Origin of the sequence: Dactylosporangium sp. NPDC000244, assembly GCF_040300725.1 — a bacterium.
Lineage (GTDB): Bacteria > Actinomycetota > Actinomycetes > Mycobacteriales > Micromonosporaceae > Dactylosporangium.
The window spans coordinates 119523-138830 of sequence record NZ_JBEPEH010000013.1 but is presented as its reverse complement, the minus strand read 5'-3'; the positions used below and the strand labels follow the sequence as shown (position 1 = coordinate 138830).

Below are 19308 nucleotides of genomic sequence, written 5' to 3'. Positions count from 1 at the left end.
CCGAAAACGGGGACCCTCTCAAGAACGTTTGCGCAAAGGCTCAGACAAGCTGAGCGTCGAGCGTGATCTCGACGGCCGCGAGGGCCTTGGAGATCGGGCAGCCGGCCTTGGCGTCCTGGGCCTGCTTCTCGAACTCGGCGGCGTCGATGCCGGGCACGTCGCCGCGGGTGGTCAGGTCGATCCGGGTGATGGCGAAGCCGCCCTCGACCGCACCGAACTGCACCGCCGCGGACGTCTCGACCGACGTCGGCGTGAAACCAGCCTTGGCGAGGCCGTTGGACAGCGCCATCGAGTAGCACGCGGCGTGCGCGGCCGCCACGAGCTCCTCGGGGTTGGTGCCCTTGCCCTCTTCGAAACGGGACGGGAACGAGTAGTTGCCCTGGAAGGTGCCCGAACCGGTGGAGACCGTGCCGGAGCCGGACCGGAGGTCTCCCTCCCAGCGAGCAGATGAAGTGCGAGTAGGCATGAACCAGACGCTAGCCCATCCCGTGTCCCTCGTGGGACGAGCCCGGCAGACGGATGGGGGTAAAGTCGATGGGACGCAAACTGGTGCGGATCGGCGGGGTGATGGCGCTGTTCGGCCTGGTCGGCGGGGGCGCGTCCATCTTCGTGCCGTGGATGCGGCAGCTGGTCGTGACCGGCTCCGGGCGGCGTGCGGAGTCGCGCGTGGAGAGCGTCACGGTCCTGAACCTGCCGCACGGTCTTTGGTACGTGTTGTTCCTCGGTTCATTGTTCGCGCTGGTCGGTACCGCTGCCATGGGCGTCGACCGGGGACGCAAGCTCGCCGGGGTGGCCGGCCCGATCCTGTCGCTGGTGACCGCGTTCGTGGTCGTGGGCCTCATCACCACCTTCGACGGCAAGGCGCCCGCGGTGGGCCGGGTGACGGACACGGCCGTGGCGGCGGGCGGCTGGCTCGGGCTCGTGTCGCTGCCGCTCATGGGCCTGGCCTGCGGATTGATCGCCATCGGCCGGGCCGGCGCCCTGTCGAGGCTGCCGTCGGACACCTCCGGCCCTTACGATGCGGGGCATGCCTGAGCAGCCCAGCTCCATGCCGGAGATCCTCGCGCCCGTGCCCGCGGACCCGCCGAGGGCGATCGCCGCGGCACCCGTCGAGGAGCGGCGCCGGCCGAACGTGTTCGCGCTCGGGCTGCTCGCGGTCGGGTTCGGGCTGGCGATCTCGGCGCAGTACATGCCCTGGGGGTCGTTCTCGCTCGGCTCCCGGTCGGGCACGACGGACGAGGAGTTCGTGCTCGCGCCGGACTCGACGGTGCGGCGGTCGGTCGACGTGCCGCTGACGTACCTCAGCGCCGCCCACGTCACCGTCTACCTCCTCACGCTCGCCGGCGCCCTGACCGCGCTGGCCGTGGTCCTGGCGGTGCGCGGCGCCGGGGTGCGCCGGGTGGCGGCCGCGGTCGCCGGCGGTCTGCTCGCCGCGAACCTGCTGGTGCTGGTCGGGTTCAAGACGGTCATCGACCACATGGGCAACTCCGACTTCTCGTTCCTGCTCGTGGCCAACCCGCAGACGAAGACCGGGCCGGGGTACCCGCTGGCCTTCGCCGCCCTCGTCCTGCTCGCCGCGGCGCTCGTGCTCGCGGTGCGGCCGGTGTCGCTGGGGTCCCGCCGCGGTGCCGACGAGCCTCGGAGCGGCGAGCCGCTGGAGCTGACGGTGACGTCCGTGCCGACGACGTTCCAGTGAGCGTTCGGTCTCGCGGTGTCGGTCGGGCAGGGCTCACGGTGACCCCCGTACCGACGACGTTCCAGTAAACGTTCGGTCGAGTTTTATTCGCAGCCTGTCACCGGTCGGGATCCGAGAGGTACGGTTGCTGCCCCGCTCAAGCGGAAGGAGCAGCAACAATGCGCGGTTCGAGCCTTCCCAAGCTGATCGCGACCGACCTCGATGGCACCCTGGTGCGCAGCGACGAGACGGTCAGCCCATACACGCGCGAGGTCCTCGAGCGAGCCAGAGCGGCCGGCATCCACGTGGTCGGCGCGACGGGCCGCGGCCCCCGGCTCACCGAGCTCGTGCGCCACGACATCCCGGCCGCGGACTTCCTGGTCATGGGCGGCGGGAGCCGGGTGCTGGACATGCGCGACCCCGAGCACCCGGTCATCCTGCGCGACGAGCGGCTCGACGGCGAGGTGCTCGCCGACGTGCTGGGCCGCCTCGAGCGGGAGCTCGGCACGCTGTCGGTGCTCGTCGAGGCCGGCGACCACCACGAGGCTCCGCTGTGGGGCGACACCGACCCGAACTGGCGCTACGACGCCGTCGAGGCCCGGGTGCGCGCCGAGTGCCTGACCGGCCCGGTGATCAAGGGCTTCGCGCGCCACCCCGCGTGCGACGTCGACGACCTGCTCGCCACCGCGCAGCGGCTCATCCCGCCCGACATGGCCACGGTGACGCAGGCCGGCCTCGGGTACATCGAGATCTGCCCGCCCGGCGTCGACAAGGCCACCGGGCTCATGATCGTGGCCGCCGCGCTCGGCATCGACCCCGGCGACGTGCTGGTCTTCGGCGACATGCCCAACGACATCCCGATGTTCCGGTGGGCCGGGTTCGGCCGGGTCGCCGTCGGCAACGCCCACCCCCAGCTGCGCGCGATCGCCGACGAGACCACGCTCACCAACGACGAGGACGGCGTGGCGAAGTATCTCGACGCCATGTTGAAGCTGTGAGACGGGCCGCCGACGAGACGACGCTCACCGCGGACGGCGTCGCGCCCGGTCGCGACGCTATGTTGAACTCGTGAGACTGGTCGCGACGGATCTCGACGGAACGCTGGTTCGCCACGACCGCACGGTGAGCCCGCGCACGGTCGCGGTCTTCCGGCGCCTGCACGACTCCGGCGTCGCGATCGTCCTCGTGACGGGTCGCCCGATCCGCTGGATCTTCCCTGTGTACTCCCAGCTGGGCGTCCCCGCCCTCGCCATCTGCGCCAACGGCGCCGCGACCTACGACCCGGCCACCGACACCATCGTGCACAGCGAGCCGCTCGAGGCCGACGTCCTGGCCGAGGCCTGCGCGCGGCTGCGGGCCGAGGTGCCCGGGGTGGTCTTCGCCGTCGAGCGCGACGGGGGCCGGCAGATGCGCCACGAGCCCGGCTTCCCGGTCGGCCCGTGGGAGGCCGATCACGAGTCCGTCGGGCCGTGCACCCCCGAGGAGCTGCTGACCCGCCCGGCCGCGAAGCTGCTGGTCCGCGCCGGGGTGCAGTCGCCCGACGAGTTCACGGCCCGGGTCGGCGCATGCCTGGCCGGCCTCGCGGAGGCGACGAACTCGTCGTCGAGCGGGATGGTGGAGGTGTCGGCCGCGGGGGTGACGAAGGCCTCGGCGCTCGCGCTGGTGGCCCGGACGCACTCGGTGGAGGCGGCGGACGTGATCGCGTTCGGCGACATGCCCAACGACCTGCCGATGCTGACGTGGGCCGGCCGCGGCGTGGCGATGGCGAACGGCCACCCGATGGTGCGGGCGGCGGCCTCGGACGTGACGAAGCACAGCAACGAGGACGACGGCGTCGCCGAATACCTCGAGCGCGTCTTCAGCTTCTGAAACCGCGCTCCGGGAGCCCCGCACTCCGGGAGTCTCGCGCGGAGCGCGGCGGCGGGCCGGCGTTGTGCTCCTTGCTCGCCGGCGGGCTCAGCACTCGCGGCTTCCGACCGCCGCGGATGCGCATCTTCAAGCCCCACCGGCGCCCCGACCAAATCCGCCGGCCGCTCTCTCAGCTGCCCTCCGGCGGCCTTCGCGCGGCCACGACGCCGGCTCCCCGATCTGCTCAACCAGTGCGCCGCGCGCCGTGAATTCGGGCCTATGACGCGCATACCCCGTCAGGCGATAAGTCCGATATGTCGGGGCGCGAAGCGCCCGACATATCGCGCCAACCGCCCGAGCAGCGAAAAGCGGGCCCGACCGGATGTCGGTCGGGCCCGCGAAGAGCCGTATCAGAGATACTGCCCGGTCCCCGACGGCGAAGGGCTGCCCGGCTGGCCGGGCGGGACGCCCGGTGCCCCGGGAAGGGCGGGACGGCCCCGCATCTGCTCGAGCTGGACCCGGGCCGCCATCTGCTGGGCGACCAGCGCGGCCTGAATGCCGTGGAAGAGCCCCTCCAGCCAGCCGACGAGCTGGGCCTGGGCGATGCGCAGCTCGGCCTCGCTCGGGGTCGTGTCGTCGTCGAAGGGCAGGGAGAGCCGCTCCAGCTCCTCGCGCAGCTCGGTGGCCAGGCCGTCCTCGAGCTCGGTGATCGAGCGGCGGTGGATCTCCTTGAGTCGCTGGCGGCCGGCCTCGTCCAGCGGGGCGGCGCGGACCTCCTCGAGCAGCTGCTTGATCATGCTGCCGATGCGCATCACCTTGGCCGGCTGCTCGATCAGCTTGCTCGGGTCTTCCGCGTTGTCGTCGTCGCCGGTGGACATCGTGCCCAGCGGCCGCCCGTCCGGGCCGACGACGAGCACGGTTCGCGACTCGTCCTGCGCCTCTTCTGCCATGGCTCCAAGTCTTACCCACGCCCTCCGGGGGCAACCAAGAAGGGGTGCCGATCCGGCCACTGTTGCCACCCTTCGTGACGCGATAACGTCTCCCGGTGACGAGCGATCCCCGGGACGTGCTGAGCCGCCCCGCCCCGGCGCCGGACTTCACGTTGCGCTACGGCGAGCACCCGGATCATGTCGCGGATGTGCGCCTGCCGGCCGTGCCGGATGCGCCCCTCGTCCTGTTCGTACACGGTGGGTTCTGGCGTCACGAGTGGGATCGCGCGCACGCCGGGCCGCTCGCCGCCGACCTCGCCGCCCGCGGCTATGCCGTCGCGACGATCGAGTTCCGGCGCATCGGTCAGCCCGGCGGGGGATGGCCCGGCACGTTCTCCGACGTGGCCGCGGCGGCGGTGGCGGTGCCGGACCAGCTGGCGAAGGAGGTCGCGCACCGGGGCCTGCTGCCCGTGTCGGTCGACCGGCCGATCCTCGCGGGTCACTCGGCGGGCGGGCACCTCGCGCTGTGGTACGCCTCCGTCGCCCCCGACGCCGTCGGCGGAGTCGTGGCGCTGGCGCCGGTGGCCGACCTTACCCGCGCGTACGAGCTCGATCTCGACTCCGGGGCCGTGGCCGACCTGCTGGGCGGGGCGCCCGACGCGGTGCCGGAGGCGTACCGGTCGGCGGATCCGATGCGCAACCTGCCCTCGGGCGTGCGCACCGTGGTCGTGCACGGCACGCTCGACGAGATCGTGCCCGTGGAGTTGTCGCGCGACTACTGCCGGTCTGCGCGCCGGGCCGGCGACGACGCCACCCTCGTCGAGCTGGCCGGCGTGGAGCACTTCGGCGTCATCGATCCCCGGTCCGGGGCCTGGCCCGCGGTTCTGGCCGCCTTCGGCACACTGACCAGGGGCGAGTCCAACGGCGGCGACTGACCGGCGCTGACCAGGGACGCGGCCGGCGACGGCGACGCAAACAGGACACCGGCGGCGAAGCAGCGGCCCTGACCAGGGGCGGGGCGGCGCACGGCGATTGACTGTCCGGCGCGATGGCGGTAGAACGCACCGTGGGTTGTAGGCTCGTGGCTCGCGAGGAGCGCGGGCCAGTCGACGCCCGCGTAGCGCGGGGTCCCGGGGAGGAAAAGCACGTGTCCCACCTGAACCGCCGCCAGGCGCTCCGGCTGTTCGCGGCCGCGGGTGCGGCGGGCATGGCCGCGCCGCTCCTGTCCGCCTGCAGCAGCTCCGACGACTCGACCGACAGCACCGCCGTGCCGAGCGGCCCGCCGATCAAGATCGGCATGATCGTCCCGCAGACCGGTGTGTTCAAGGACTTCGGCAACGAGCTCGACAACGGCTTCAGCCTCTATCTCCAGCAGCACGAGGGCAAGCTCGGCGGCCGTCAGGTCACGCTCGTGAAGGCGGACGAGGGCGAGACGGCCGACAGTGGCAAGGCCGCCGCGAACAAGCTCATCAAGGACGAGAAGGTCCTCGCGATCACCGGCGTGGCCAACCCGGCCGCGATGCTCGCGATGCGCGAGGACATCGAGAACGCGAAGATCCCGCTCATCGGGTCGAACGCGTCGCCGAAGGCGCTGCAGACGCTCGGCCCGAAGTACATCTGGCGCACGTCCTTCGTGTCGGACGAGCCCGGCACCGCGATCGCGCGGTGGGCCGCGGGCAACGTCGACGGCGGCCTCGCCATCTGCGGGCAGACCGACCCCGCCGGCAGCGACGAGGACGTGGCCAGCTTCGTCGAGACGTACAAGAGCGTCGGCGGTCAGATCGCGGGGCAGGCGCGCACGGTCGCCTACGGCACCAAGGACTTCACCGCGATGCTGAACGCCGTCAAGACGTCCGGCGCGAAGGGCATGTACGCGCTGTTCAACGGCGCCGCGGCGATCGAGTTCGTGAAGCAGTACCGCAACATGCACTTCCCCGCCGACTTCAAGCTCCTCGGCACCGGCAGCCTGACCGAGGGCTACGTGCTCAAGCAGCAGGGCGACGCCGCGCGCGACATCTACACGGCGCTCAACTACTCGCCGGACCTGGACAACGTGGCCAACCGCCGGTTCATCGCCGACTATCAGAAGGCGTTCGGCTCGGTGCCCTCGACGTTCGCGATGTCGTCCTTCGACGCGGCCGCCGTGCTGGACAAGGCGATCACGGACGCGACCAAGAACCTCGACTCGTTCCAGCTCAACGCGGCCATCGGGCGCCTGGGCCAGATCGACAGCCCCCGTGGCGGGTGGCAGTTCACGCAGACCCGCACGCCGCTGCAGCGGTGGTACCTGCGGCAGGTCCGCAACGACGGCGCCGTGCTCTCCAACGTGCTGACCGCGGAGCTCTCGACCCGCGGCTGAGCACGGTTCGAGCACAACCGTCAGGCCGCGCCGCGCCGCTTCAGGGTGGCCACGGCCGAGCCGGCCAGCGTCAGCAGGCACTCCGGCAGCTTGCCGTCGACCAGCGCCACGGTGAACAGGGCCGTGGCGCTCGGGGCGTCCTCGTTGACGTACGCACTCACGAACCGCGCCACCCAGCGCTTGTCGTAGTTAGCATCGTCGATGTCCGGGAAGTCCAGCCGCCACGGGCCGCGCGCCAGGTTGTCGCCCACCATCTCGCCGGCCAGGCGCCACGCGACGTCGTACGCGGCGCTCATGCCGCGCCGGTCCACCACCGAGTCGAAGGTGTTGGTCACCGCGTCCTCGTCGCCCGCGAGTGCTGAGGCCAGGACCTGTGCGGCGTCCTGATACGTCTCGTCTCCCGGGTCATCCACGCCGCAACCGTATGTCGCGCCGTCAAGCCCCTGCGTGCACCTGGAGGGATTCGCGGGGTGACCCCGGGCTCATCCCCGCCGCAGCGCGCAGGTCAGCCGCGCGGTGCAGATGCGCTCGCCGTCCTCGTCCGTCACGACGATCTCGTAGCTGGCAATCAGGCCTCCGAGCCGCAGCGGCGTGGCCACGCCGGTCACCAGCCCGCGCTTGGCGGACTTGTGGTGGGTCGCGTTCACCTCGATGCCGACCGCGACCCCGTTGTAGAGGCGGCCCGCGTGCATGGCGGCCCCGATCGAGCCGAGCGTCTCGGCAAGGACGACCGAGGCGCCACCGTGGAGCAGGCCGTACGGCTGAGTATTGCCGTCGACCGGCATGGTCGCCACGACCCGCTCGGGCGACGCCTCCAGAATCACGATCCCCATCCGCTCGGGCAGATGACCCTCCATCGAAAGGCCGCCCGGCGTCTCGCTCGTGGTCACGGATTCTTGATCAGCCATACCCGGGAGCGTACCCGCGCCCCCGCTGAAACCCGGGGGTTGCCCGCGCTAAGGTGCGCACGGCATCTTTGGGGAGGCCTTTGGGGAGGAGACGCCAATGCGCGCACGGTCGGCCACCGCCATCGTGGGAGCGATCACGGCGATAGGAGTGCTGCTCGCCGCATCCGGCTGCGCCTCCGGCACGAAGAGTGACGACGACGCCGTTGCCGCGGCCGACATCCGGCTGTACGGCACCGACGGCAACATGGCCAACTCGTTCGGAGACGCGCTCAAGGACTCCCCGGCGGTCCTGAACGGCATGAAAGGAACAACTCCGCTCACGCCGCTCAGCGAGGACTTCAAGCGCCGCGTCAAGGCGATCGATTCGACGCTGACCGACTTCAACTACGCGGGCGAGTCCTACGACGCCGTGGTCATCGCCGCCCTGGCCGCCGAGACCGGCAAGTCGGCCGACCCGGCCGTCATCGCCAAGCAGATCATCGGCGTCACCACGGGCGAGAACACCTGCGACGGGGTGGCCGCGTGCCTGGCCGCCGCGAAGTCGGGCAAGGACTTCAAGTACCGCGGCGTCTCCATGCGCAGCAGCGGCTTCACGAGCGTCGGGGAGCCGTCGGCGGCGATGTACGGCGTGCTCAACTTCGGCACCAGCAACAAGATCGACGACGCCAAGACCGAGTTCGTCGGCGCGGGCGATCAGGCCAGCGAGGACAAGACCGCGCCACCGGCTCCCTCGTCCACGGCGGGCGGGAAGGGGCAGAAGCCGGCGCTGAAGTACGGCCTGCTGCTGCCGAAGACGGGCGCGCTCGCGTTCCAGGGCCCGCCGATGTTCGCCGCGGCCAAGCTCGCCATCAAGGAGATCAACGAGGCCGGCGGCGTGCTCGGGCAGCAGGTGCAGGTCGTGGAGGGCGACGACGGCACCAACCCGGAGATCGCCAAGGCGACCGCCGCGCAGTTCATCGCCCAGGGCGTCGCGGTGATCATCGGCGCGGGCGCCTCGGGCGTCAGCGCGGCCGTGATCCCGCAGGTCGCGCTGGCGGGCCGGGTGATGATCTCGCCGTCGGCGACGTCGGACGCGCTCACCAAGGTCGACGACAAGGGCTTCTTCTTCCGCACCTCGCCGCCGGACACCCTGCAGGCCAAGGCCGTCGCGGACATCATCATGCGCGACGGGCACACCAAGGTCGCGATCATCGCGCGCGACGACAACTACGGCAGCGGCCTGGCCGAGGGCGTGAAGGCCGACCTGCAGTCCGCCGGCATCCGGCCCGAGAACATTCTCGTCAAGAAGTACGAGGCGAAGGACAAGTACGACAAATCGGAAGGTCCGAAGCTCTTCGACCCGATCGCCGGGGAGATCAAGAGCTTCGGCGCCACCGGCATCCTCGTGGTCGGCTTCGACGAGTCCGCGATGGCCATCAAGTCGCTGGTGACCTCGGGCGTCAAGGCCTGACGGTGTCACGTTCTGGGCTCGCGCGTCGGTGCCGCAAGGCCTACGGTGAACCGGATTGCCCCTTTGTCAGGTGAGAGGACCCACCAGATGACCGACAACGAGACCGTCGAGACCCGTGGCGATGAGCGCGTGGAGCTTCTCGTCGGCGACACGAACAACGACGGCAAGCCCGACCTGTGGGCAATCGACACCGACGGGGACGGCAAGGCGGACCTGTTCCAGTTCGACACCAACGGCGACGGCAAGGTCGACATCACGATGAGCGACCTCGACCAGGACGGCACGCCGGACGAGGTCGTCGACGGCGACGGCGGCCTGCCCCCGGCCTAGTTCTTCTGTGCGGAGCGGCGCGGGTGACCGGTTCACCCGCGCCGCTGCTGTTCCACGTAGTCGCGCCACTGCTGCTCGAGCTGCACCCGGCCGACGCCGAGCACCGAGCGGGCCACCGACTCGACCTCGGACATGCCCTGGAAGCCCTCGTAGAAGGCGATGAGCTTGTCCTGGCCGTACTTGTCGGCGATCATCCGGCACGCGAGCCACCCGCTGACGTAGTTGCGCGGCTCGTCGTAGAACTGCTTGTCGTCCGGGAACGTCGTGATCGCGAGGCCGCCGAGCGCCTGCCGGATGCCCGACGCGCTGAACCGCCCGTCCTTGTAGGCGACGTACTCCGCGAAGCCCTCCACCACCCAGCGCGGCGTGTAGGGCCCGGTGACCGGCCCCATGGCCGCGTGCGTGAACTCGTGGGTCAGATCGTGCTGGAGCTCGGCCTTGGCCGCGGTGAGCTCGCTCGGGTTGAACACGATGCGCGTGGTGGCGTAGGCCGGCCGGTTCGTCCACTCCGCGACGGTCGAGTAGTACGGCACCGCGATGGCGGCGACCTGCCCGATGCGGTCCTGGGACTCGGCGAAGTACGTGTCGAAGATCTTCCGGTCCCCGACGGCGGTGATGAGCACCTTCCCGTCCCACCCGCCCGGCCGCACCACGGCCACCCGCTGCAGCGCGTTCTCGGCGAGGTCGAGCAGCCCCTGCCCGGCGCCGCCGTTGTCCGCCGAGAGCACGGCCACGACCCGCTGGCTGCGCACGACGGTGATCGGCCCGGACGCGTCCCAGGGCTGCCCGGCCTCGCCCGTGGGCAGATCCTTGCCGACCCCGTCGCCGACGACGAGCCACCGGCCCCCGGCGTACCCGAACACGGCCAGCCAGGGCGTGGCCACGGGCTTGCTGTCGACCCCCTCGATCCGATGCCGGACGGTGACGGGCACGACCTTCACGGCGGCGTGGTACCGCTCGAGCAGCGCCGGCGGCAGGAAGGCCGCCATCTTCACGGCCGGCTGACCGGCTCGCTCGAACCCGAGCTCGGCGAACGACAGCTTGGTGAGGTTCTCGAACTCCTGCCGCTGCCGCTGCGCGAATCCCGCGTCGGTCTGGTCGACGTCGGCCATCCACTCGGACTGGTCCTGCTTGCGCACGGCCTCGGCCCGCCGCCGCAGCAGCGCGTCGATCGCGCCCGGGTCGACGCCGACCCAGGTGGCCGCGGTGGGCGCGTTGCCGTGCCCGCGCAGCGCCCAGGCCGTGGCGCCGGCCCCGGCGAGCGCGATCAGCGTGGCGGCGACGAGGAACGCGGAGAGAATGGGCCAGAGGTAGCCGCGGGCCGGTTGGGGCGGGAGCTGGAGCGGGGGGTACCACGGGCTGGGGGCGCCGCCGCCGTAGACGGAGGGGGTGCGCTCCTGCTCCTCCGACGGTCGCTGCCGCGGGACAGGGGCAGCGAGCGGTTCGGGGATCGTCACGGCACCTACCGACGTCGAGGAGCGGAACCACATCCTCCGCCAGCCGCCCAGGCATTGTCGACCCGCGGCGTGCGCAGGCGGCCGTCGACCGTCGCGCACTTGGGGCCCCGGCGTCACCCGGACGGGTGATGCGAGTCCAGCTCACCTCACATTATGGCCACACGTCATTGCGATTCTGCATGTGCATGTTGGAAGATCGCCGGTGTTCCTGGTGATGCGGCGCAGCGCTCGATTCCCCGGCCGCGTGCTGACAAGGGGTCCGCGCGGCCGGGTGAAAACGGGCGGGCGTCCGGATCGGCCAACTGACCCTTGGCCGCTCGGGCGCCCGCCCTCCTACCGCAACCTACGTGCGCGCACGAGAGGTGGTTCAACACCATGGGCTACTCCGCGGCCGGTGTCCGGGCGGCGCAGCAGGTCGTCAGGCATCACCTTCCGACCCTCACGGGCGAGCGCTGCTCGGCGTGCCGGGACGTGTTCCCGTGCGTGTTCCGCAGCGCGGCCGACCGGACGCTCAACGCCTACGGGCTGCTGCCCACGCGCGTTCCCGGCGCCACGTTGCGCGCGGCCGGCGTCGACCTGCGCGCGAGCCGATGGGCGCGCGCCGATCACAACTCACGCGGGTGGCTCGTCAACCCGCGTCAGTGTGCGTCCAGCGTCAGCGGGGAAGGGTAGCCGCGATGCGCCGAGGCCGGGAGCTTCCAGGGCTCGTGCACGGCCTTGCCGGGGATGCCGGCGAGCTCGGGCACGTAGCGCCGCACGTAGTCGCCGTCCGGGTCGAAGCGCTCGGCCTGGCGGATCGGGTTGAAGCGGCGGTACGGCTTCGTGTCGTTGCCCGTGCCGGCGACCCACTGCCAGTTGCCGAAGTTGTTCGCGATGTCGCCGTCGAGGAGGAGGTCGAAGAAGTGGTCGCCGCCGGCCCGCCAGTCGCAGTTCAGGTGCTTGGTGAGGTACGACGCCGTGATGAGCCGGGCGCGGTTGTGCATCCAGCCCTCGGCGAGCAGCTGCCGCATCCCCGCGTCGACGACCGGGATCCCCGTGTGCCCCTCCCGCCAGGCCTGCAGCGCGTCCTTCTCGTCGCGCCAGCGGTCGTCGGCGCCGGCGCGGTACGCCTTGTGCCGCAGGTCCGGGAAGGAGTGCAGCACCTGGTGGTAGAAGTCCCGCCAGCACAGTTGCCGCACGAACGGCTCGGCTCCCTCGCGGCCGTGGGTCCGCTCCGCGACCTCGCGCGGGGAGAGGCAGCCGAAGTGCAGGTACGGGCTCAGCCGCGACGTGCGGTCCGCCGCGAGGTCGTCGTGGATCTCCGCGTACGACTCCAGCCGCGAGAGCCACGACGTCAGCCGCTCGCGCGCCGCCGTCTCGCCGTCCGAGCCCGTGGTGCTCTTGAACCAGGACTTCGGCAGGTCGGGGGGCAGCACCACGCGCAGCGGGGTGGTCTCCAGGGCCCGCCACGAGGCCGCCGTCCACGCGCGGTAGTAGGGCGTGAACACCTTGTAATGCGAGCCGCCCCCGCCCGGCCGGACCTCGCCCGGCGGCAGGATGGTCACGCCGGGGAAGGTTCTGAACGCGAGGCGTTCCGACTCGCAGGCCGCGGCCAGGCGCTGCTCGCGCGAGCGCGCATACCCGCTCACGTCGCCCGCGACCGCGATCGCCGACGCGCCGGCCGATCTGGCCACGCGGACGGCCTCGCGCACCGGGTCGCCGCGCAGCTCGGCCAGGTCGCCGCCGCGCTGCCGCAGCGCGCCCCGCAGGTCGTCGAGCGCCCCGCGCAGGAACCGCGCGCGGGGTGCGCCGGCGGCCAGGGAGGAATCGTGCACGAACAGCGGCACCACCGCCTCGAACGCGCGCACGGACTGGGCGAGCGCCGGGTTGTCGTGCACGCGCAGGTCGCGCGTGAAGAGCACGACGCACGTGTTCATGCGGCCGTACCGCGCAGATCCAGCAACGCCGCCCCGTCCCGCTGCAGCGGAATCTCCGCGGGGGCCGGAGCCGGCATCGGGGCGCCCGGGCGCGCCAGGACGCACGACAGCGCCACCGCGAGCCGCTTCCACTTCGGCACCGTGGCCCGGCGCGCGAACACGTCGCCGTCCTGCGCCTCGACCTCGTCCAGGATTCCGCCGTACAGCCGGTACGCCGCGCGCATGCACGACTGCGACGTGGGCGCCAGCATCGGGATCCCCGGGGCGGCGAGCGCGTAATGGTGACGGGCGCGGCTCAGCTGGTACCGAATCAGGCTCTTGATCTTGTCCGAACTTCGCCTGGCGGTGAGCGCGGCCTCGAGGTCGGCGCGGGTGACGCCGAACTCGGCGAGGTCGCGCTGGGGCAGGTAGACGCGCCCGCGCTCGAGGTCCTCGGCCACGTCCCGGATGAAGTTCGTGAGCTGGAAGGCCAGGCCGAGCTGCCGGGCCGGCTCGCGGGCGGCGGCGCGGTCGGACGACTCGAGGATCGGCAGCATCATCGTGCCGATCACCGCCGCCGAGCCCTCCATGTATCCGAGGAGGTCGTCATACGTCTCGTACTGGGTGACGGTCAGGTCCATCGCCATGCTGTCGAGGAACTTGCGGAAGTCCTCGAGGTCGATGTCGAACACCTGGATCGTGTGCAGCACCGCCGGCAGCAGCGGGTCGTCGGTGTGCCCGCCGCGCAGCCCGCGCAGGAACTCGGCCGACCAGGCGGCGAGCTCGGCGGCGCGCTCCTGCGGGGTGCCGCCCTCGCAGCGGTCGACGATCTCGTCCGCGTAGCGGGTGAACCCGTAGAGCGCGTGGACGTGCCGCCGCTTCCACCCCGGAAGCAGTCGCGTCGCGAGGTAGTAGGTGCGACCGTGAAAGCGGTGCAGCTCGCGGCACCGCTCGTAGGCGGCGGCCAGGGACGCATCCATACTTCCTCCAGGTGTGCGCCAAATCGACGCAGCAATCGACGCAATCCCGAGCCTACGCTACGCTGGACGGCACAGCCACCCGAAACGCACTTGGGGGACGACATGCGAACCGTTGGCGGCCGAACGGATCGGGTCGTGGTCGTCGGCGCCGGGCTCGGCGGCCTGGCCGCGGCGATCCGTCTCGCGGCCGCCGGGCGCACCGTCACCCTGCTGGAGCGCGAGGACCAGCCCGGCGGCCGGGCCGGGCGGCTCGTCCTGGACGGCTACGAGTTCGACACCGGCCCGACCGTGCTCACCATGCCGGAGCTGCTCGCCGACCTGCTCGGCACCGTCGGCGAGGACCTCGCGGCGTGGCTGCCGATGTCGAAGCTCGATCCGGCGTACCGCGCCCACTTCCCCGACGGGTCCACATTGGACGTCATCGCGGACACCGCCCGGATGGCCGGCGAGGTCGCGCGGGTCTGCGGATCGCGGGAGGCCGACGGCTACCTCCGCTTCGTCGACCACGCCCGCGAGCTGTGGGAGCTGGAGCGCCACGACTTCATCGACCGCAACCTCGACCGCCCGCGGGACCTGGTCACGGCCAACCTGTGGCGGCTGATCCGCCGCGGCGGGTTCGGCCGGCTGCAGTCCAAGGTGGACTCGTACTTCAAGGATCCGCGCACCCGCCGCATCTTCTCCTTCCAGGCGATGTACGCGGGCGTCGCGCCCCACCAGGCCCTCGCGCTCTACGCGGTCATCGCCTACCTCGACTCCGTCGCCGGGGTCTACTTCCCGCAGGGCGGCATCCACGCCGTGTCCCGCGCGCTCGCCGGGGTCGCGGAGAAGCACGGCGTCGAGATCGTCTACGGCGCGGAGGTGAGCCGCGTCGAGACCGCGAACGGACGCGCGATCGGCGTGTCCACTTCGGACGGCCGCCGCTTCCCCGCCGACGTGGTGGTGCTCAATCCCGACCTTCCGGTGGCGTACCGCGACCTGCTGCCCCCGGCGCGATGGCGCAGCCCGCTGCTGGGCCCGCTGCGGTACTCGCCGTCCTGCGTCGTGCTCCACGTGGGCTCGCGCCAGGCCTACGGCGCGATCGCGCACCACAACATCCACTTCGGACGGTCGTGGCGCGAGACCTTCGACGAGGTCATCGACCAGGGCCGGCTGATGAGCGACCCGTCCCTGCTCGTCACCAACCCGACGCGCACGGACCCGTCGCTCGCCCCGAACGGGCGCCAGACCTACTACGTGCTCGCCCCGACGCCGAACCTGACCGCCCCGCTGCTCGACTGGCGGGGCGCGCTCTCGGGCATCTATCGCAGCGAGCTCATCGAGACGCTGGAGCAGCGGGGGTACGTCGGATTCGGCGACGCCATCGAGGTCTCCCGGTTCATCACGCCCGCCGACTGGGCCGGGCAGGGCATGGCCGCCGGCACCCCGTTCGCCGCCGCCCACACCCTGCGCCAGACCGGCCCCTTCCGGCCGGGCAACCTCCACCCCACACTGTCCAATGTGGTCTTCGTCGGCTCGGGCACGCAGCCCGGCGTCGGCGTGCCCATGGTGCTCATCTCCGGCCGCCTCGCAGCGAGCCGTGTCACGGGGGAGTCCTGAAGTCTTGTCACGCGAACAGCAACTGGTCGAACTCGTCGCCGCCGACGGCCGCGCCGAGGGCACCGCGACCGTCGAGGCCGCCCATCAGGCCCCCGGCCGGCTCCACCGCGCCTTCTCCGTGCTGCTCGTCGCGCCCGACGGCCGGGTCCTGCTCCAGCAGCGCGCCGCGGTGAAGACCCGGTTCGCGCTGCGCTGGGCCAACTCGTGCTGCGGGCACCCGGGCCCCGGCGAGTCCGTCGTCACCGCGGCCGCGCGCCGGCTGGACGAGGAGCTGGGCGTCTCCGCGCCACTGCGGGAGGTCGGGGTGTACGTGTACCAGGCCGCCGACCCCGACTCCGGGCGCGTCGAGTTCGAGTACGACCACGTGCTCACCGGCCCGTTCGAGGGCCCGGTCCACGCCGACCCGGCCGAGGTGGCCGAGACCGAGTGGGTGGCGCCGGACGAGCTCGCCGAGCGGATCAGCCGGTTCCCGGACTTCTACTCGCCGTGGCTCGCCGGAGTCCTCGACGTCTGGCGGTCGGCCGCGAGATGAACGGCGCCGCCGCCTACTCGGCCGGGGCCGTGGCCCGGCGGCTCGGCGTCGCGGTGACGACCCTGCGCACGTGGCACCAGCGGTACGGGATGGGCCCGTCGCTGCACGAGCCGGGGCATCATCGGCGGTACACCGAGCAGGACATCCAGCGCCTCGAGCTCATGCAGCGCCTGATCGTCGAGGGCGTCGCCCCGGCCGAGGCGGCGCGCTGGGCCCGGCGCCCGACGGCGCGCCCGTCGCCGGCCGGCGGCCCGATCCCGGGTCTCGCCGCGGCGGTGCGCGGCTTGAACCGGGCGGCGCTGCGCCTCGACGCGCCCGCCGTGCGCCAGCGCGTCGCCGAGTCCGTTCGCGAGCTCGGGGTGGTCGCGGCGTGGGACGGCGTGCTGCGGCCCGTGCTGTGCGGGATCGGGGATCGCCACGCCGTGACAGGCGAACTGGTCGAGGTCGAGCACCTGGTCTCGGGGTGCGTCTCCGCCGTGCTCGGGGCGGTGCCGCGGCCGCCTTCGGGAGTACCGATCGACATTCTTCTGGCCTGTGCCGACGACGAGCAGCACAGCCTGCCGATCGAGGCGGTCGCGGCGGCCCTGGCGGCCGAGGGGGTGCCGGCCCGCTCGCTCGGGGCCCGCGTGCCCTCCGAGGCGCTGCTGGCCGCCGTGCGCCGCACCGGCCCCGCGGCCGTGCTCGTCTGGTCGCAGCTGCAGTCCACCGGCTCGCCGAAGCAGCTCGAGGCGATCCTGGCCGAGCGCGCCCGCCCCCTGGTGCTCGCCGCCGGCGGCCCCGGCTGGCCGCGACCGTCCGTACCACAGGGAGTCGTCCTTCCGGACACCCTCGGCGAGGCCCTCGGGATGCTGACGTCGGTACTCGACCGCTCATCCACGTAAAAGTCCCTTGTGCCACCACTCCCGGGTTCGTGCCATGGGCCGAACGCGGGAGGACGTCGACGGTCTCGAATCAGTAACGTGTGGCTCCGTCAGAGAAACCTCAAAGACCCCTCGGAGCCCCTCATGTCTCGTGCACGACTCGCCGCGGTGGTGATCAGCGCGTTCACGCTCTTCCTCGCGGGCTGCGACTCCAGCGCCACTCCGCGTGCGGCCTCGTGGCACGCGCAGTCGGGCTCCGGGTCCTACCCGGGCGCCTCCGGCCAGGCCGGCGGCGACCCGGGCGCACGTCCTGCCGGCGGCTCGACCGGTTCCTCCGCCAGCGCCAAGCCCTCGGCCTCCGCCTCGGCGTCCCCGTCGGCCTCGGCCCCGGCCTCCCCGTCCGAGTCGACGTCGTCCTCCGCCCCGGCCTCGTCGATCATCCGCACCACCGGCGACTCCACGGTGGCCCTGACCTTCGACGACGGCCCCGGCCCGGACACCCCGAAGATCCTCGCGATGCTCCGTGAGCAGGGGATCAAGGCCACGTTCTGCGTCATCGGCGTGAACGTGCAGGAGTACCCGCAGTACGTCCAGGAGATCGTCAAGGACGGCCACACGCTGTGCAACCACACCTGGAAGCACGACGAGAGCCTGGGCAAGAAGTCGGCCGACGTGATCCGCGCCGACCTGCAGAAGACCAACGACGAGATCCACAAGGCCGTCCCCGACGCCCAGATCAAGTACTTCCGCCACCCCGGCGGCAACTTCACCCCCACCGCGGTCGAGATCGCCTCCGAGCTGGGCATGAAGTCCCTGGGCTGGAGCGTCGACCCGTCCGACTGGAACATCAAGAAGTGGTCCGGCCAGCAGATGACCAACCACATCTGCTCGAACGTGAGGAACAACACGAAGCCGGGCTCGATCGTCCTTTCACACGACGGTGGAGGCGACCGCAGCGCCACGATGGCCGCCTACAAGACCCTCCTGCCGGAGCTGAAGGGCAAGTTCACGCTCGTGGCAATGCCGGTCTGACCTGCGCATCCTGGCGCCGCCACGCCACGGGCGGATACTCATTTGGAGAACGCTGGAGGGGTCACGTATGCTCTGAAAGCCTCCGGCGGGGCCGGATGGGAGCAACACCGCACGACTCGCGCAATATGCGATGATTGCGGGGCCGCCCTCATCGTCTAGCGGCCCAGGACGCCGCCCTTTCAAGGCGGTAGCACGGGTTCGAATCCCGTTGGGGGCACGTGGTACATGTTGTATAGCTAGGTCCTGTGGAGCAGTTGGAGTGCTCGCCGCCCTGTCAAGGCGGAGGTCGCGGGTTCAAGTCCCGTCAGGACCGCTCGACCCCTTTTGGGGTTTATGGGCAGGTAGCTCAGTCGGTACGAGCGTCCGCCTGAAAAGCGGAAGGTCGGCGGTTCGACCCCGCCCCTGCCCACAAAGCTCTTCGCCGGGCTTTACAGACCCCGACCAGCGGAAACGCGGTCGGGGTCTTTGTCTGTCCGTACTCCGTTATCGCGATCATCCCTGTAGCAACGGCGCTCTGGGCGGCAGCGGACGGTCGGGACGGTATAGCTTTCGCTACACTCGTCTCCGTGACCACACCGGAGTGGGGCATCTACGTTGTCGACGAAGTCCGCGCATGGATCTACTCGTTGGAACCGTCAGCGAAGGCAAGGGTCGTGCTTGCGATCGACGCCTTGGCGGAGAACGGGCCCGGCCTTGGGCGCCCCCTAGTCGACACCATCACGCATTCGTCGCTTGCCAACCTCAAAGAGCTACGACCTGGGACGATGCGCATCCTGTTCGTCTTCGATCCTTGGCGATCAAGCATCTTGCTTGTCGCCGGGGACAAGGCTGGGCAGTGGGACGCTTGGTACCGGGAGGCGATACCACTCGCGGAACAGCGCTACGAGGTCTACCTGAAAGAACGGGCAAAGGAAGAGGGGGACCAGCGATGAGCAGCTACGTGCGCTGGAGCGACATCCGCGGCGAACTCGTCGAGCAGGCAGGCGGCGAGGAAGCGGTCGCGGCTGGCAAGCAGGAGCTCCTGGCTGAGGTCACCGGTCACCGACTCGCCGAGGCGCGCCGAGGTCGCGGGCTGACCCAGCAGCAGGTCGCCGACCGCATGGGAGTCACCAAGGGTCGCGTTTCGCAGATCGAGCAGGGCAAGGTCTCGGGGCAGGAGGTTCTCGCCCGCTACGCCGTCGCCTTGGGCGGCCGCCTCCACCAAGCCATCTACTTCGAGGACGGCGACATTACCGCCATCGCCTGACCCGAGGCGCCGTGTAGCAATGCGTGTAGCAACGGCAGCGCACAACCGCGCTCGCCGACGACTTATGCCGGACCAGACCGCAGCCCGGATCGCCTGTCAGCACCGGGCTGCGCAGAGCTGAAAAGCGGAAGGTCGGCGGTTCGACCCCGCCCCTGCCCACAAAGCTCTTCGCCGGGCTTTACAGACCCCGACCAGCGGAAACGCGGTCGGG

22 protein-coding genes and 3 tRNA genes are annotated in these 19308 nt (G+C 71.3%); 18 read left to right on the top strand and 7 right to left on the bottom strand.

Annotated elements, in window-relative coordinates; translation table 11 throughout:
• Positions 1-40 precede the first annotated feature (40 nt).
• A complete protein-coding gene (locus tag ABT369_RS20170) occupies positions 41-466 on the bottom strand; it encodes an OsmC family protein (protein ID WP_350613861.1) in 426 nt (141 codons plus the stop codon).
• A gap of 68 nt (positions 467-534) precedes the next feature.
• Between ABT369_RS20170 and ABT369_RS20165 the strand changes: the two genes are divergently transcribed.
• From ABT369_RS20165 to ABT369_RS20150, 4 genes are all read left to right on the top strand, one after another.
• Complete coding sequence (locus tag ABT369_RS20165) at positions 535-1035, top strand: hypothetical protein (protein ID WP_350613859.1); 501 nt, start codon at positions 535-537, stop codon at positions 1033-1035.
• Complete coding sequence (locus tag ABT369_RS20160) at positions 1028-1696, top strand: hypothetical protein (RefSeq protein WP_350613858.1); 669 nt, start codon at positions 1028-1030, stop codon at positions 1694-1696. Before ABT369_RS20165 ends, ABT369_RS20160 begins: the two co-directional genes overlap by 8 nt.
• A 158-nt stretch (positions 1697-1854) precedes the next feature.
• Positions 1855-2673 carry a Cof-type HAD-IIB family hydrolase gene (locus ABT369_RS20155; RefSeq protein ID WP_350613856.1) on the top strand — a complete coding sequence of 273 codons (819 nt, stop codon included), beginning with the start codon at positions 1855-1857 and terminating at the stop codon, positions 2671-2673.
• A 70-nt stretch (positions 2674-2743) separates the two neighbouring features.
• On the top strand, positions 2744-3544 hold the full coding sequence (locus ABT369_RS20150; protein WP_350613855.1) for an HAD family hydrolase: 801 nt from the start codon (positions 2744-2746) through the stop codon (positions 3542-3544).
• 389 nt (positions 3545-3933) lie between these two features.
• Here the strand turns inward: ABT369_RS20150 and ABT369_RS20145 are convergent, their stop codons facing one another.
• Positions 3934-4473 carry a bacterial proteasome activator family protein gene (locus tag ABT369_RS20145; protein ID WP_350613854.1) on the bottom strand — a complete coding sequence of 180 codons (540 nt, stop codon included), beginning with the start codon at positions 4471-4473 and terminating at the stop codon, positions 3934-3936.
• 95 nt (positions 4474-4568) lie between these two features.
• Between ABT369_RS20145 and ABT369_RS20140 the strand changes: the two genes are divergently transcribed.
• Together ABT369_RS20140 and ABT369_RS20135 are read left to right on the top strand one after the other, a co-directional pair.
• A complete protein-coding gene (locus tag ABT369_RS20140; RefSeq protein WP_350613852.1) occupies positions 4569-5387 on the top strand; it encodes an alpha/beta hydrolase family protein in 819 nt (272 codons plus the stop codon).
• 212 nt (positions 5388-5599) lie between these two features.
• Positions 5600-6811, top strand: a complete 1212-nt coding sequence (locus ABT369_RS20135) for an ABC transporter substrate-binding protein (RefSeq protein ID WP_350613851.1) — start codon at positions 5600-5602, stop codon at positions 6809-6811.
• A gap of 20 nt (positions 6812-6831) precedes the next feature.
• On the opposite strand, the gene ABT369_RS20130 is transcribed toward ABT369_RS20135, so the two are convergent.
• Entirely contained in the window at positions 6832-7224 is a 393-nt protein-coding gene (locus ABT369_RS20130) for a hypothetical protein (RefSeq protein ID WP_350613849.1), read from the bottom strand.
• A 69-nt stretch (positions 7225-7293) separates the two neighbouring features.
• Entirely contained in the window at positions 7294-7719 is a 426-nt protein-coding gene (locus ABT369_RS20125; protein WP_350613848.1) for a hotdog fold thioesterase, read from the bottom strand.
• Between the two features lie 97 nt (positions 7720-7816).
• Between ABT369_RS20125 and ABT369_RS20120 the strand changes: the two genes are divergently transcribed.
• Both ABT369_RS20120 and ABT369_RS20115 read left to right on the top strand, forming a co-directional pair.
• A complete protein-coding gene (locus ABT369_RS20120) occupies positions 7817-9169 on the top strand; it encodes an ABC transporter substrate-binding protein (protein ID WP_350613846.1) in 1353 nt (450 codons plus the stop codon).
• 87 nt (positions 9170-9256) lie between these two features.
• Complete coding sequence (locus ABT369_RS20115; RefSeq protein ID WP_350613844.1) at positions 9257-9499, top strand: hypothetical protein; 243 nt, start codon at positions 9257-9259, stop codon at positions 9497-9499.
• Positions 9500-9531: 32 nt separating this feature from the next.
• Here the strand turns inward: ABT369_RS20115 and ABT369_RS20110 are convergent, their stop codons facing one another.
• Positions 9532-10956: a hypothetical protein gene (locus ABT369_RS20110; RefSeq protein ID WP_350613842.1), complete on the bottom strand. Its 1425-nt coding sequence runs from the start codon at positions 10954-10956 to the stop codon at positions 9532-9534.
• 375 nt (positions 10957-11331) lie between these two features.
• Between ABT369_RS20110 and ABT369_RS20105 the strand changes: the two genes are divergently transcribed.
• Positions 11332-11628 carry a hypothetical protein gene (locus tag ABT369_RS20105; RefSeq protein WP_350613840.1) on the top strand — a complete coding sequence of 99 codons (297 nt, stop codon included), beginning with the start codon at positions 11332-11334 and terminating at the stop codon, positions 11626-11628.
• Here ABT369_RS20105 and ABT369_RS20100 read toward each other — a convergent pair.
• Both ABT369_RS20100 and ABT369_RS20095 read right to left on the bottom strand, forming a co-directional pair.
• Positions 11595-12872: a cryptochrome/photolyase family protein gene (locus tag ABT369_RS20100; RefSeq protein WP_350613839.1), complete on the bottom strand. Its 1278-nt coding sequence runs from the start codon at positions 12870-12872 to the stop codon at positions 11595-11597. The genes ABT369_RS20105 and ABT369_RS20100 overlap by 34 nt on opposite strands.
• Positions 12869-13831, bottom strand: coding sequence for a phytoene/squalene synthase family protein (locus ABT369_RS20095; RefSeq protein WP_350613837.1), 963 nt, complete (start codon positions 13829-13831; stop codon positions 12869-12871). The genes ABT369_RS20100 and ABT369_RS20095 overlap by 4 nt, the downstream gene beginning before the upstream one ends.
• Before the next feature lie 102 nt (positions 13832-13933).
• Between ABT369_RS20095 and crtI the strand changes: the two genes are divergently transcribed.
• The 9 genes from crtI to ABT369_RS20050 all read left to right on the top strand — a co-directional run bounded on the left by crtI (position 13934) and on the right by ABT369_RS20050 (position 19097).
• Positions 13934-15427: a phytoene desaturase family protein gene (gene crtI, locus ABT369_RS20090; RefSeq protein WP_350613835.1), complete on the top strand. Its 1494-nt coding sequence runs from the start codon at positions 13934-13936 to the stop codon at positions 15425-15427.
• A gap of 4 nt (positions 15428-15431) precedes the next feature.
• Positions 15432-15959, top strand: coding sequence for an isopentenyl-diphosphate Delta-isomerase (gene idi, locus ABT369_RS20085; RefSeq protein WP_502891790.1), 528 nt, complete (start codon positions 15432-15434; stop codon positions 15957-15959).
• Positions 15956-16840: a MerR family transcriptional regulator gene (locus ABT369_RS20080; protein ID WP_350613834.1), complete on the top strand. Its 885-nt coding sequence runs from the start codon at positions 15956-15958 to the stop codon at positions 16838-16840. The genes idi and ABT369_RS20080 overlap by 4 nt, the downstream gene beginning before the upstream one ends.
• A gap of 123 nt (positions 16841-16963) precedes the next feature.
• Positions 16964-17851, top strand: coding sequence for a polysaccharide deacetylase family protein (locus tag ABT369_RS20075; RefSeq protein ID WP_350613832.1), 888 nt, complete (start codon positions 16964-16966; stop codon positions 17849-17851).
• Between the two features lie 144 nt (positions 17852-17995).
• Positions 17996-18068, top strand: a tRNA-Glu gene (locus tag ABT369_RS20070).
• A gap of 22 nt (positions 18069-18090) precedes the next feature.
• Positions 18091-18164: transfer RNA gene (locus ABT369_RS20065), tRNA-Asp, on the top strand.
• Between the two features lie 22 nt (positions 18165-18186).
• Positions 18187-18260: transfer RNA gene (locus ABT369_RS20060), tRNA-Phe, on the top strand.
• Between the two features lie 157 nt (positions 18261-18417).
• The gene (locus tag ABT369_RS20055; RefSeq protein ID WP_350613830.1) at positions 18418-18783 is read left to right on the top strand and encodes a type II toxin-antitoxin system RelE/ParE family toxin; all 366 of its coding nucleotides are present in this window, start codon (positions 18418-18420) and stop codon (positions 18781-18783) included.
• Positions 18780-19097, top strand: coding sequence for a helix-turn-helix domain-containing protein (locus ABT369_RS20050; RefSeq protein ID WP_350613829.1), 318 nt, complete (start codon positions 18780-18782; stop codon positions 19095-19097). Before ABT369_RS20055 ends, ABT369_RS20050 begins: the two co-directional genes overlap by 4 nt.
• Positions 19098-19308: the final 211 nt, after the last annotated feature.

Excerpts from the sequence above, each read along its gene's own strand:
- crtI (WP_350613835.1), top strand. The coding sequence starts at position 13,934 with ATGCGAACCGTTGGCGGCCGAACGGATCGGGTCGTGGTCGTCGGCGCC.
- ABT369_RS20125 (WP_350613848.1), bottom strand. The coding sequence starts at position 7,719 with ATGGCTGATCAAGAATCCGTGACCACGAGCGAGACGCCGGGCGGCCTT.
- ABT369_RS20165 (WP_350613859.1), top strand. The coding sequence starts at position 535 with ATGGGACGCAAACTGGTGCGGATCGGCGGGGTGATGGCGCTGTTCGGC.
- ABT369_RS20115 (WP_350613844.1), top strand. The coding sequence starts at position 9,257 with ATGACCGACAACGAGACCGTCGAGACCCGTGGCGATGAGCGCGTGGAG.
- ABT369_RS20120 (WP_350613846.1), top strand. The coding sequence starts at position 7,817 with ATGCGCGCACGGTCGGCCACCGCCATCGTGGGAGCGATCACGGCGATA.
- ABT369_RS20105 (WP_350613840.1), top strand. The coding sequence starts at position 11,332 with ATGGGCTACTCCGCGGCCGGTGTCCGGGCGGCGCAGCAGGTCGTCAGG.
- ABT369_RS20080 (WP_350613834.1), top strand. The coding sequence starts at position 15,956 with ATGAACGGCGCCGCCGCCTACTCGGCCGGGGCCGTGGCCCGGCGGCTC.
- ABT369_RS20075 (WP_350613832.1), top strand. The coding sequence starts at position 16,964 with ATGTCTCGTGCACGACTCGCCGCGGTGGTGATCAGCGCGTTCACGCTC.
- ABT369_RS20155 (WP_350613856.1), top strand. The coding sequence starts at position 1,855 with ATGCGCGGTTCGAGCCTTCCCAAGCTGATCGCGACCGACCTCGATGGC.
- ABT369_RS20160 (WP_350613858.1), top strand. The coding sequence starts at position 1,028 with ATGCCTGAGCAGCCCAGCTCCATGCCGGAGATCCTCGCGCCCGTGCCC.
- ABT369_RS20170 (WP_350613861.1), bottom strand. The coding sequence starts at position 466 with ATGCCTACTCGCACTTCATCTGCTCGCTGGGAGGGAGACCTCCGGTCC.
- ABT369_RS20145 (WP_350613854.1), bottom strand. The coding sequence starts at position 4,473 with ATGGCAGAAGAGGCGCAGGACGAGTCGCGAACCGTGCTCGTCGTCGGC.
- ABT369_RS20095 (WP_350613837.1), bottom strand. The coding sequence starts at position 13,831 with ATGGATGCGTCCCTGGCCGCCGCCTACGAGCGGTGCCGCGAGCTGCAC.
- ABT369_RS20100 (WP_350613839.1), bottom strand. The coding sequence starts at position 12,872 with ATGAACACGTGCGTCGTGCTCTTCACGCGCGACCTGCGCGTGCACGAC.
- ABT369_RS20050 (WP_350613829.1), top strand. The coding sequence starts at position 18,780 with ATGAGCAGCTACGTGCGCTGGAGCGACATCCGCGGCGAACTCGTCGAG.